General features: G+C 35.7%; 13 protein-coding genes and 1 tRNA gene. 12 read left to right on the top strand and 2 right to left on the bottom strand.

Annotation, left to right across the window (positions count from 1 at the left end; genetic code table 11):
* Positions 1-122 precede the first annotated feature (122 nt).
* The 11 genes from J2S19_RS17305 (at position 123) to J2S19_RS17255 (ending at position 10,344) form a co-directional block, all read left to right on the top strand.
* Positions 123-635, top strand: a complete 513-nt coding sequence (locus J2S19_RS17305) for a GGDEF domain-containing protein (RefSeq protein WP_307344401.1) — start codon at positions 123-125, stop codon at positions 633-635.
* A 220-nt stretch (positions 636-855) separates the two neighbouring features.
* Positions 856-1,503, top strand: coding sequence for a pentapeptide repeat-containing protein (locus tag J2S19_RS17300; protein ID WP_307344395.1), 648 nt, complete (start codon positions 856-858; stop codon positions 1,501-1,503).
* A gap of 253 nt (positions 1,504-1,756) precedes the next feature.
* On the top strand, positions 1,757-3,982 hold the full coding sequence (pflB, locus tag J2S19_RS17295) for a formate C-acetyltransferase (RefSeq protein ID WP_307344394.1): 2,226 nt from the start codon (positions 1,757-1,759) through the stop codon (positions 3,980-3,982).
* A gap of 34 nt (positions 3,983-4,016) precedes the next feature.
* On the top strand, positions 4,017-4,742 hold the full coding sequence (pflA, locus tag J2S19_RS17290) for a pyruvate formate-lyase-activating protein (RefSeq protein ID WP_307344393.1): 726 nt from the start codon (positions 4,017-4,019) through the stop codon (positions 4,740-4,742).
* A gap of 229 nt (positions 4,743-4,971) precedes the next feature.
* Complete coding sequence (locus J2S19_RS17285) at positions 4,972-5,754, top strand: Cof-type HAD-IIB family hydrolase (RefSeq protein ID WP_307344392.1); 783 nt, start codon at positions 4,972-4,974, stop codon at positions 5,752-5,754.
* A 90-nt stretch (positions 5,755-5,844) separates the two neighbouring features.
* Positions 5,845-6,603, top strand: a complete 759-nt coding sequence (gene hisA, locus J2S19_RS17280) for a phosphoribosylformimino-5-aminoimidazole carboxamide ribotide isomerase (RefSeq protein WP_307344400.1) — start codon at positions 5,845-5,847, stop codon at positions 6,601-6,603.
* A gap of 162 nt (positions 6,604-6,765) precedes the next feature.
* Positions 6,766-7,374, top strand: coding sequence for a CPBP family intramembrane glutamic endopeptidase (locus tag J2S19_RS17275; RefSeq protein WP_307344391.1), 609 nt, complete (start codon positions 6,766-6,768; stop codon positions 7,372-7,374).
* A 44-nt stretch (positions 7,375-7,418) separates the two neighbouring features.
* Positions 7,419-7,595: a hypothetical protein gene (locus J2S19_RS17270; protein ID WP_307344390.1), complete on the top strand. Its 177-nt coding sequence runs from the start codon at positions 7,419-7,421 to the stop codon at positions 7,593-7,595.
* Positions 7,596-7,754: 159 nt separating this feature from the next.
* A complete protein-coding gene (locus J2S19_RS17265; protein WP_307344389.1) occupies positions 7,755-8,990 on the top strand; it encodes an arginine deiminase in 1,236 nt (411 codons plus the stop codon).
* A 210-nt stretch (positions 8,991-9,200) separates the two neighbouring features.
* Positions 9,201-9,926 carry an AAA family ATPase gene (locus J2S19_RS17260; protein ID WP_307344388.1) on the top strand — a complete coding sequence of 242 codons (726 nt, stop codon included), beginning with the start codon at positions 9,201-9,203 and terminating at the stop codon, positions 9,924-9,926.
* A 145-nt stretch (positions 9,927-10,071) separates the two neighbouring features.
* On the top strand, positions 10,072-10,344 hold the full coding sequence (locus tag J2S19_RS17255) for a hypothetical protein (protein ID WP_307344387.1): 273 nt from the start codon (positions 10,072-10,074) through the stop codon (positions 10,342-10,344).
* A 229-nt stretch (positions 10,345-10,573) separates the two neighbouring features.
* Here the strand turns inward: J2S19_RS17255 and manA are convergent, their stop codons facing one another.
* A complete protein-coding gene (manA, locus tag J2S19_RS17250) occupies positions 10,574-11,521 on the bottom strand; it encodes a mannose-6-phosphate isomerase, class I (protein WP_307344386.1) in 948 nt (315 codons plus the stop codon).
* A 272-nt stretch (positions 11,522-11,793) separates the two neighbouring features.
* Here manA and J2S19_RS17245 point away from each other — a divergent pair.
* Positions 11,794-11,867: transfer RNA gene (locus tag J2S19_RS17245), tRNA-Gly, on the top strand.
* Positions 11,868-11,990: 123 nt separating this feature from the next.
* On the opposite strand, the gene J2S19_RS17240 is transcribed toward J2S19_RS17245, so the two are convergent.
* Positions 11,991-12,653, bottom strand: a complete 663-nt coding sequence (locus tag J2S19_RS17240) for a B3/B4 domain-containing protein (RefSeq protein ID WP_307344385.1) — start codon at positions 12,651-12,653, stop codon at positions 11,991-11,993.
* Positions 12,654-12,715: the final 62 nt, after the last annotated feature.

Raw genomic sequence — 12,715 nt, 5'->3', positions numbered from 1 at the left:
TGGTGCTTACTAAATTCGACATTTTGGGGAGGTACTCCTTTTTTTAGTGCTTGAAAGCCTTGAGCCCGTAGGGCTCAGATTTACGAAATTGATTCACTTATTATCAACTTAAAAGCGTAAGGATATTACAATCTTTAGAGGAGTTATCTAATAAGGATTCGTTGACAGGGTTATTTAACCGACGCTACTTTGAAAACTATATTGCATCCTTTTTTAAAGAAGAGAAAGAGGGTATTCACTCTATTGTTTTATGCGATATAGATTATTTCAAAAGCATCAATGATAAATATGGACATTTTGTTGGTGATGCTGTAATTAAGCATGTAGCAAACATCATAAACAACGGTATCAAGGCAGAAAAAGTGTTCGTACGATTTGGTGGAGATGAACTAATGATTTTTCTTCCATATAGAAGTGCGAAACAAAGCTATGCTATTGCAGAAGCATTTAGAAAAGAAGTAGAGCAACAAACTCTACTGGTGAAAGAGTATAAAGTGGGTGTCACCATTAGTATTGGTATTTCCTCTTTTCAACATCACCACGACCTCTCAAATACGATTATAAAAGCTGATCAAGCTCTTTATCAAGCAAAGGAACAAGGTAGAAACCAAGTAGCGATAACTGAAGAAAATTAAGTAAGTAATTTAATGAGAAATGCTTAAATCGCACAGACTCGTTATGAACAAACTATAAGTTTTAAGTATGCCTCCTAGTCTAGGAGGTTCTTTTAAATCTATGCTATTCAAGATATTAATGGTACGATTTAATGAAAAGTAATCTACCTTCCTTAGAAGTCTTGAAATAGTTTAATGTTTACTTACGAAGAAAAGAAAAAATATCGAAAAGGTGAAATGAATGGCGAAGAAATCAAAAATTGACGAACCACGAATTCCAGATAAACTCGAGCAAATCCAATTCCACGATATTTTTGAGCGAGAAGACCCTTATCTAACGAATGGTATGATTTCAAATACTGAGATAAGCGGTGTCCACCTTGAAAAGGTAGAGCTATCACAAATGGTATTTAAAAATGTAACGTTCACAGATGTAGCATTCCATAAACTAGAGTTACTAGATGTTATCTTTGAAGATTGTGATTTAGCGAATGCTGATTTACTTGGAGCAATTATCCATCGTGTAGAATTTAAAAACACAAAGTTACTCGGGGCTAATCTTTCAGAGGGAAATCTCGAAAATGTAACATTTGATAACTGTAATTTAAATCTTAGTGCATTTAGTTATGCTAGTATGAAGCAAGTAAAGTATACAACGAGCACTCTACATTCAGCAGATTTATACGATTGTCGACTAAAAAGTGTTCAATTTGATCGATGTGAATTAAATGACATCAACTTTGGAGAAACTTCTCTTAATGGAATTGACATTAGTTCATCTACGTATGAGCGTCTTACAGTTTCGATAGAAAATTTAGCTGGTTGTACCGTGTCACCACATCAAGCACTAGGATTTGCTAGTATGCTAGGCTTAAAGATAAAAGAATAACTTCCTATAAGAAAAAGGTTAACTAAAATGTGTAAGGCTCAGTGCAATAACATAGATTAATGCACGGAGCTTTATTTATGCTTACTAATTAGTAATTTAGTCTATAAAAGATACTTAAAGAATGTGATCAATGTCACAAACTTTTTCGACCTGCTACGCTAAACTAAGGATAGTAAGGAAAAGATATATTTTTATAATTTTAATTGTGAATTTATTCACAATATTGTAAAACCTAAAAAAGGAAGGGATTTTTATGAATCACTGGAGAGGTTTTAATACAGGAAAATGGCAAACAGAAATTGATGTTCGCGATTTTATTCAACAAAATTATTCTTTATACGAAGGGGATGACTCCTTTTTAGCAAAGCCAACAGATAAAACATTAAAATTATGGGATGAAGTGTTACAGCTCTCAAAGCTGGAACGAGAAAATGGCGGTGTCCTCAACATGGATACGTCGATCGTATCAACAATCGTTTCACATGGTCCTAGTTATTTAGATAAAGAGAAGGAAGCAATTGTTGGGATGCAGACAGATGAACCATTTAAACGTTCATTGCAACCATTCGGTGGCATCCGAATGGCGAAGGATGCTTTGAAATCGTATGGCTATGAAATCTCGCCTGAAGTCGAAGAAACCTTTACAAAATACCGTAAAACCCATAATCAAGGTGTATTTGATGCCTATACCGACGAAATGAGACTTGCAAGAAAAGTTGGGATTATTACAGGATTACCAGATGCATACGGTCGTGGAAGAATCATTGGTGATTATCGTAGAGTCGCATTATACGGTGTAGATAAGCTTATTGCAGAAAAGAAAGAACAGCTTCAATTAACAAGCAATGTGATGAGCGAGGAAGTCATTCGTGACCGCGAAGAAATGAGTGAACAAATTAGAGCTTTACATGAGTTAAAAGAGATGGCCTCAATGTATGGGTTTGATATTTCAGTACCTGCAACAACAGCGAAAGAAGCTTTCCAATGGTTATACTTTGGATATTTAGCTGCGATTAAAGAACAAAATGGGGCTGCCATGAGCTTAGGGCGTGTGTCAACATTCCTAGATATATACATTGAGAGAGATTTACAGGAAGGCTTACTAACAGAAGAACTGGTACAAGAATTGGTTGACCATTTTGTGATGAAACTCCGACTTGTGAAATTTGCACGCACACCTGACTATAATGAGTTATTCAGTGGAGACCCGACGTGGGTAACAGAATCCATCGGTGGTATCGGTGTTGATGGAAGACCATTAGTCACAAAGAACTCTTTCCGCTTTTTGCACACGCTTACGAATCTCGGTCCAGCACCTGAACCGAATCTTACCGTGTTATGGTCCACAAACCTCCCTGAGGAATTTAAACGCTATTGTGCAAAAGTATCGATTGAAACGAGCTCCATCCAATATGAAAACGATGATGTCATGAGACCGCAATATGGGGATGACTACGGAATTGCTTGCTGTGTAAGTGCAATGCGAATTGGGAAACAAATGCAATTCTTCGGTGCCCGTGCAAACCTTGCAAAAGCATTATTATACGCGATTAATGGCGGTGTTGATGAAAAAGCAAAAGTACAAGTTGGTCCAGCACTAGAGTCAATAAAAGACGAATATTTAGACTATGATAAAGTCATGTATAACTTCGATAAAATGATGGAATGGCTTGCAGGCTTGTATATGAATACACTGAACATTATTCATTACATGCATGACAAATATAGCTATGAACGCATTGAAATGGCGTTACATGATAAAGAAATTATTCGGACAATGGCATGTGGAATTGCCGGACTATCCGTTGCAACAGATAGCTTAAGTGCAATTAAACATTCTAAAGTCAAAGTCATTCGTGATGAAAATGGTATCGCTGTTGATTATGAAATCGAAGGAGATTATCCGAAATACGGAAATAATGATAATCAAGCAGATGACATCGCTGTTTGGTTAGTTAAAACTTTTATGCAAAAACTAAAGAAACACAAAACATACCGTCAAGCCATTCCGACAATGTCTGTGTTAACTATTACAAGTAACGTTGTATATGGTAAAAAGACTGGAAGCACTCCAGACGGCCGGAAAGCTGGAGAACCATTTGCACCAGGTGCGAATCCATTGCACGGTAGAGATAAAAAAGGTGCATTAGCTTCACTGACATCTGTAGCAAAACTACCTTATGAATATTCGTTAGATGGAATTTCAAATACATTTAGTATCGTGCCAAAAGCATTAGGGAAAGAAGAAGATACACAGATTACAAATCTTGTCGGAATACTAGATGGATATGCAATTAAGCAAGGGCACCATTTAAACATTAACGTCTTTAAACGCGAAACATTATTAGACGCAATGGAGCATCCTGAACAATATCCGCAATTAACCATTCGTGTATCAGGATATGCGGTAAACTTTATTAAATTAACACGTGAACAACAAATTGATGTCATTAACAGGACTTTCCACGAATCACTATAAGGAGGGTCAAAATAAGGGGAATTGAGGGGTCGTCATGATAGGAAGAATACATTCAATTGAAACATGTGGAACAGTAGATGGACCTGGTTTAAGATATATTGTTTTTATGCAAGGCTGTTTATTACGTTGCCAATATTGCCACAACCCGGATACATGGAAACTAAATCAAGGGAAAGAAATAACAGTCGATGAAATTATAAACGATGTCTTAGATTACCTGCCATTCTTCAATAGTAGTGGTGGCGGAATAACCGTCTCTGGTGGTGAACCACTGTTACAAATTGATTTCTTAACCGAGCTTTTCAAGAAGTGTAAAGAGCATGGAATTCATACAACAATTGATACTTCTGGCGGCTGCTATCAGGAAACCCCCGAATTTCTAAGAAAGCTTGATAAACTTTTGACTGTTACAGATTTAATTTTACTGGACATTAAGCAAATTCATACCGAAAAGCATAAAGCATTAACAGGCATGAAAAACGACCATATTCTTTCATTCGCAAGCTATTTAGCATCAAAAAATGTTCCAGTTTGGATTAGACATGTACTTGTACCTGGAAGAACAGATTCAATAGAAGATTTAACCGCATTAAAACAATTTATTAACCAATTAACAAACGTCGAAAAAATAGAGATATTGCCTTATCATAAACTGGGGGTTTATAAATGGCAGGAATTAGGCCTCAAGTACATGTTAAGTGATGTTGAAACACCGAGTGATGAAGAGGTTGAACGAGCAAAGAAAATCTTACTAAGCTAGAATAAACATTTTATGAGTAAATCTATCGAGCCAATAGATACTAAAAAAGCAGTACTCAATCGTGATGATTGGTACTGCTTTTTAGCGTGTTATTATCGAGGAATGACAAGAGTTAGAAAAGGATATTAAAAACTTTTTCAAAAAATGATATTTCAGTTAAACTATAGAGAGAGAATAATTGTATATAGTAATAGAAGATACAAAAACATAAGGGAAGTTGGTTTTAAAATTGACAAACAAAAGCGTAATTTTCTTTGATATAGATGGTACGTTACTGAATCATGATAAGAAAATGCCTGAGTCTACAAAAAAGGCAATTTTCAAATTAAAAGAGCTTGGTCATGAAGTGGCTATTGCGACAGGTCGTGCGCCGTTTATGTTCAAGGACATTCGTGACGAGCTAGATATCCATACATATGTTAGCTACAACGGCCAATATGTCGTTTTAGATGGTGAGGTAATTTATCAAAATCCATTAAAGCTTAATCCACTTGAAAAATTGACAGAAGAAGCACTTCAGAATAACCATCCAGTTGTTTATATGGATCATGAAGATATGAAGGCAAATGTTCCTGAGCATGAATATATAACGGAGAGCATCTCAACATTAAAAATTAAATTCTTTCCAACCCACGATCCACATTACTATAAGTCACGAGACATCTTTCAATCGTTACTCTTTTGCAAAGAAGGCGAAGAACATCAATACGAACAAGCCTATCCTGACTTTGACTTTATCAGATGGCATCCTGTATCAGTAGATATTCTTCCTAAAGGCGGTTCTAAAGCAAAAGGAATTGAAAAAATTTGCAAGCAATTAGGCTATCCGGAAGAACACCAATATGCTTTCGGAGACGGCTTAAATGATATAGAAATGCTTTCAACAGTAAAAAATAGTGTCGCGATGGGAAACGCTGAAGAAGTTGTAAAACAAGCCGCAAAGTATGTAACAAAATCAGTTGAGGACGAAGGAATTCTTCATGGACTGAAAATGGTGGGGCTGCTTAAATAATTTTTTGCAAAAGGGGGGGATACCCAATTGCAAAAATGTAAAAAGCCTTTTATAAAACTTAATTTAGATATAGAGAGGTTAGTGATTCACGTGAAATTTAGACCATGCATTGATATACACCAAGGGAAGGTAAAACAAATTGTTGGCGACACCCTTACATTAACGAATCAACATGTTGTAGAAAATTTCGTTTCAGAACATGATTCACCTTACTATGCGACGATGTTTAAAGAAGACAAACTAACAGGTGGACATGTTATTATGCTAGGCGACGGAAATCAGGAAACCGCAATAAAGGCACTTCAAGCATATCCTGGCGGTTTACAAATCGGTGGTGGCATTACGACTAGTAATGCAAAATCATATTTAGAAGCAGGTGCCTCACATGTCATTGTCACATCATACATATTTCAAGACGGAGAGCTTCATTTATCAAGACTAAAAGAGCTAGTTCAGGAAGTAGGAAAAGACCAACTTGTGATAGATTTGAGCTGTAAAGAAAAAGATGGAAAGTGGTATGTTGTCACGGATAAATGGACAAAGTTTACAAACTTTGAAATTAATCAATCAACGATAAAAGAGATGGAGAGCTATTGCGATGAGTTCCTTATCCATGCGGTTGATGTTGAAGGCAAGCGAACAGGTATACAAGAAACACTTGTAAAACAGCTATCACAGTGGGTTACAATTCCGACGACATATGCTGGCGGTGTTCGTTCAATAGAAGATTTAGAGACGTTTAATCATCTATCTAACGGTAAGCTGGACATCACAATCGGTAGTGCATTAGACATTTTTGGCGGTAGTCTTCCATATGATGAGGTTGTCGCTTATTGCGAGAAACTGTAATACTAGTAAAGAAATCTTACTGAATTCATTTAGTAAGATTTTTTTCTAAGGGAATTTTCCTAAGCGTGTATTTTTTGCCTTAATTAGGCCGCGATACAAATTGCTGTTTTGAAAAGTACTCCTTAACCGACCTATAAAAGTTAAAATAGAAAGTGAGAGAAAATGGTCATACAACAAGACGAACCAAAGACGACACACAAGGAATTCAAGTTAAAAGATGTATTAATCGGTAACCTGTCATTAATTGTTATTTGTTTATCTGTTATCTTAGTTTTAGTTAATCAAAATGTGATAACAATTGATGAGATTTTTTTGAAAATGAACCTACTTGAATCGGCATGCTGGGTGGCTATTCCTTCAGTATTTCTACTATTATTTGGAGCTGTACTCACTAAATTCATTCCTGCGATATATATCGATGACACAAATAAAAGCTATCAATATTTACCGACAGGTGTATTAGTAATCTTCATGTTCTTTAGTGCCTTATTCGAAGAACTGCTATTCAGAGGCGTTATCCAAAATTTAATGGACCTTGGTTTTCAACATGATTGGTTAGCTATAATTTTAACAACGATGTTATTTTTAGCCTTCCACATTCAATATTATACGAAACCGATTATGCTATTAAATATTATGATTCCAAGTTTAATGTTTGGTTGGATTTATAGTGCTACTCATAATCTACTTATACCATTCATTGTTCATTTTATTTTAAATGTCGGAACGACACTGCTGTTTAAATATAAGATTTTGAGATTAAAAGAATAAGTAGATTTGCGAATATGTGAGCGGTGGAGGTGTTTACTAAAAAAATGAGTAGACGTAATAAGATAATCCTCTGGTTTAGCACAGTATTTGGTGCACTTATCATTTTTTTGGTTTGTAAGCAAATCTGGAGTGAATTGAATAATTCAATATTACTAGTTTTATTAATTGGTGGCTTTCTAATAAATTATCTGATTGAAAGACATGCTGAAAATCGGAAATGATTGTTAGTATGTATATATGACAGATTAAAAGTACAAAGATGATGCTGGGAGTGACATTAAACAGAGCTTTTTTAAAAATTTGCAGTAGAGTGAAGTTTGTATAGATGTCATTAAAATGACCGATAATGTTGTTATCTGTTTTGAAAGGTGTGATAAGTGTTGAAGCCTACTTTGAATATAACATCTGAAATCGGCACATTAAAAACCGTCGTGTTAAAAAGGCCTGGTCCAGAGGTAGAAAATATGATCCCTCAAAACACGCAACGTTTTTTATTTGATGATATCCCGTACTTACATATGATACAAAAAGAGCATGACCAGTTTGCGGGTATTCTTCGCAAGCAAGGTGTAGAAGTATTAGATTTAAAGGAACTGCTTACAGAAGTTTTTCGAACAAAGGATATAAAGGACTTATTTGTTCTCGATTTCCTAAATGAGAGCAAGGCACCGTTTGATGAAAATCAAATTGGACAGGCACTTGAAAACTATTTACAACAATTATCAGCTGAAGATTTTGTTGAGAAGGTCTTCCAAGGTGTTCGGAAGGAAGAATTATTTCAAGAGCAGAAAATCCATTTGCATGACTACATGGAGGATTCATTTCCGTTCTATGTATCGCCACAGCCAAATGTATATTTTATGAGGGATCCTGCTTGCGTCATTGGGAATGGGGTAACGTTAAATAATATGAAATCGGAAATTAGAAAACGGGAATCATTATTCTTTCAATATATCTTAAAGTATCACGAACGATTTAAAGAAAGTGAAATACCAATTTGGCTTAATCGAGACTATCCGTTCTCACTTGAAGGGGGAGACCTTCTCGTGTTAAGCAAAGAAACATTAGCAATTGGTATTAGTGAGAGAACCTCGGCAAAAGCAATTGAACAGCTTGCAGCAAACATCTTTAAACAAAATACAACGATAAACAATATAATAGCGGCCGTCGTACCAAAATCACGAACATTCATGCACCTAGACACAATCTTCACAATGGTCAACAAAGACACCTTCTGCATCTACCCCGTCATCCTAACTGAAGACATCTACCTTCTAGAGCGGGGGACAGTCCCGCAGTGCGTTAATGTGTCAAAGCAACAAAGCCTAGAAGTGGCGTTAAAGAAGGTTTTGGGATTAGATGAGGTTAACTTCATAATATGTGGCGGTGATGACAAAGTGGCTTCTTCCCGAGAGCAATGGAATGATGCGACGAACACGTTAGCCATTTCTCCGGGTGTTGTGATTACATATGACAGAAACTATATAACAAACGATTTACTTAGGAAGAACGGGATAATAGTACACGAAATACCGAGCTCAGAGTTATCAAGAGGTGGCGGTGGTCCAAGGTGCATGTCAATGCCACTTATAAGAGAAGATATTTCATTCCGATAGGCTTTTTTAAATAAAGTGTTAATTATTAACAGCGATAATGAGTTGTTCCAGATAGAATACTTTTTAGGTGAGAAAGAAGGTGAGTCTCCAATCGACTCACCCCATATATAAACAATTAATGGAACATATTGTAAATGATGAAGTTATAAGTTTTAATATACATATATTAAGAGTAAGAGACTAAGAGAGTTAGATTAGAGGTGAAAGACGATGTTTCTAAAAAAAATCACACTTCTCCGGGAAGAAATTCAATCTACTAATCGTTATCCATTTTCAATCCCGGCAATACGAACACTAGACGAAATCAATCTTCAAAGCAATGTCACATTTTTCGTTGGTGAAAACGGTTCTGGAAAATCTACTTTACTAGAAGCAATTGCTGACAAATGTGAGTTTCATACTGCAGGTGGCGGTAGAAATAACTTATATGATGTATATGCAGCAGACTCTGTTTTAGGGAGCTACATTCGACTTTCATGGTTACCGAAAGTGACGAATGGTTTCTTTTTACGTGCGGAGTCATTCTATCATTTTGCCACACATATTGATGAAGTTGATGAATCCGGCTTTAAAGACTATGGAGGCAAGTCTTTGCACGAGCAATCACATGGTGAATCATTTCTCTCATTATTTTTACATCGTTTTAAAGGCAAGGCTATCTATTTATTGGACGAGCCCGAGGCAGCATTATCCCCAACTAGGCAGCTAACCTTCTTGAGAATCATTCATGACCTCGCATCACATGGTAATGCCCAGTTCATTATCGCGACTCATTCGCCCATTTTATTAGGTTATCCGTATGCTGATATATTAAGCTTCGATGGTGAAAAAATCGAAAAAATAGACTATGAAATGACCGAACATTATCAAATCACAAGTTATTTTATGCAGCATCGAGAAAGATTTTTAGAGGAACTCTTAAAAGAAGAAGAGTAGTAATTAGTAGAGTACTTTTATCATAGTAGTTTTGACAATTAACCATTTCGGTAAAAAATAGCACAAAACGTAGAAAAGCCTACATTTTTCCTCAAATCATGAATAATATATAAAAAACTTAATATATTTTTCGAGGAGGAATACAGTGAAGGATGTTGAGGTGCAAATTAAAGAGTTAGAGTTGAAGATAAAAGACCTAGAACATCAAATCGACCGCCTTGAGGATAAACATACAGAACAATTAGATGAAAATGATATCCGTGCTGTTGTTGACCAAGTATTAAACGAAAAAGATTTTGCTTCTCCAAAACAGGTAGAGAGTCAAGTAAATGAAAGCCATCTTCAATTAATTAAATGGATAATTGGAACAGGGATTAGTGTAGCAGCAGTTGTTGTTAGTATCTATCAATTTATATAAAAAGCGGTGACTCAAAAAAAGTGTCAGACCCTTCTCGAACAAAATAGAAAAGTAAGCTTGGATTCATTTTCATTCATATTACGAGAAAGGGTAGACCGATTGAGTCACCTAATCTGAAATTATAATTTTAATCATTCGTAGACTAATTATTGATTCGTATCAGCTATTGCATAATAAGAGAAACACAAAGAATTGAGCCCAAGATTATTTCAAAAATAGCCGAAAAATCTTATAAATAAGAAGCGATGAATTCAGCATTTCCATTAAGCTTGTATGAACCAAATTCATGTGGCAATAAGATATGGTCACCTTTTCTGAAGCGGTAAGAGTTTCCATCGTGAGTAAGCTCTCCATCGCCATCTATGACACTTACTAATGTAAAAGGTTTTTCTTGGATAAGGTTAGCTGATCCGGAAAGACTCCATTTTTGCACTGTAAAATATGGACATTGTACATATGTTGTAATTGCAGCATCATCGATTTGTTCTGTCGTAGGTGTAACGTCTGTATGAGATGAAGGAGTTTCAGTCACTTCAATGCTCTTTTCGATATGTAACTCACGTAAATTACCTTCAGCATCTTTACGATTGAAATCAAACACACGGTATGTTGTATCAGAGTTTTGCTGTGTTTCTAGAATAATAGTTCCAGCACCAATAGCATGAATTGTTCCGCTTGGTACAAAGAAGAAATCACCCGGTTTAATTTTTACTTTACGAAGTAGCTTGTCCCAGTCACCGTTTTCAATCATGCTAACAAGCTCATCTTTTGTTTTTGCATGGTGACCATAAATAATTTCAGCGCCTTCTTCACAGTCAACGATATACCAGCATTCAGTCTTACCTAGCTCACCGTTTTCATGTACCTTTGCATAGTCATCATTTGGATGAACTTGTACAGATAAATCTTGGTTTGCATCAAGGATTTTCGTTAACAATGGGAAGCGGTCACCTTCAATTTGCCCGAATAAATGACGATGGTTTTCCCAAAGTTCACCTAGTGTTTTCCCTTCAAATTCGCCATTTTTTACGACACTTTGTCCATTTGGGTGTGCAGCAAATGCCCAGCATTCACCAGTTGTTTCAGTAGGAATTATATAGTGGAAAGATGTTAGTTTTGTTCCTCCCCAAATCCGGTCTTTAAAAATGGGATTAAAAAATAATGGTTGTTTACTCAAAATAAGAGTACCTCCTCATGATATTAGCTTATCTATAACTTTATATGTAACTTTTCTTATACTTTATCTATTTTAGTAAAGAAAGGATGAATGAACAACTTATTTTCTGTAAATAAGGAGAAATTTATGTGTATGAAAAAAATCCTTGCAATTACTGAATCACTAGTTATATAATAATCAAGTATCTTTCGACAAAAACCTAGCTATTTTGCAAAAAAAGTGTTGAAGTAGCTTTGGAAAAATGATATATTATTAATCGTGTCACATCACATGCGGGTGTAGTTTAGTGGTAAAACCTCAGCCTTCCAAGCTGATGATGAGGGTTCGATTCCCTTCACCCGCTCCATACATATAACTCTGGTATCAACGCAGTGTTTCGTTTCTTAGATAAACGGGGCATTGCGTTTTTTATGTTTCTACACATAGAGATGACACGGGGGCAAAAAAGCGGAATATCGACCGCTTCCTTTTAAATCACCTTAAACGTAGCTTGACCACCATGAATTTGCGTGAACATTGTTGACAGTGCCTGAAGCATTTGATTTGCTTCATCAATGGCTTGCGATGGCAGTAAATAAACAAGCTGTAATGCATCTGTCGTTTTATCTGTCACAGCGGTTTGTTTCGAGTCCACAAATGGACTTCCAAAAGGACCATTTTCACTTCTTGATATTATTTTATTTGTTAATGAAACGTCACGGCCATTAATTGCGAGATAGCTATCAAGTTCATTTCCTATCTCAATCGAAATATCTCCTGTTAACTTACTTTTATCATAAATCCCTAATGGAATTTGATACTGTAAAGAGAGAAAGTTATTTAAGTCCACTGCTGAATTCACATAATGTAAATATTGCTGCTTTTGTACACGTCGTAATAATGCTTCATTTGAGGGGCGATAACGCGATGGATCAGTACCAACTGCTTTAAATAGGATACGCCATTCTTTTACAGCTGGAATTTCAGTTATCTGTTTATCCACGTAATCGAAATAAAGGGATTCCTGAAATAAGCGTAGGCGCCCTTTCAGCATTTGTGGTGAATCAGACACATTTATATCCTCGTAATGGACAACACCAATTCTTATGTTATTGATAATTTGCTTTAGCTCATCACTAATACGAACTTCCATTTATTAAAACCTCCATAAAACTCAACTAATTCAACTATATCTTAGGTTATTTTAACATGTAA

Source organism: Metabacillus malikii (assembly GCF_030813355.1).
GTDB classification, from domain to species: Bacteria; Bacillota; Bacilli; order Bacillales; family Bacillaceae; genus Metabacillus; species Metabacillus malikii.
The sequence above is the reverse complement of the archived record's forward strand: the minus strand, read 5'-3'. Positions and strand labels throughout refer to the sequence as shown.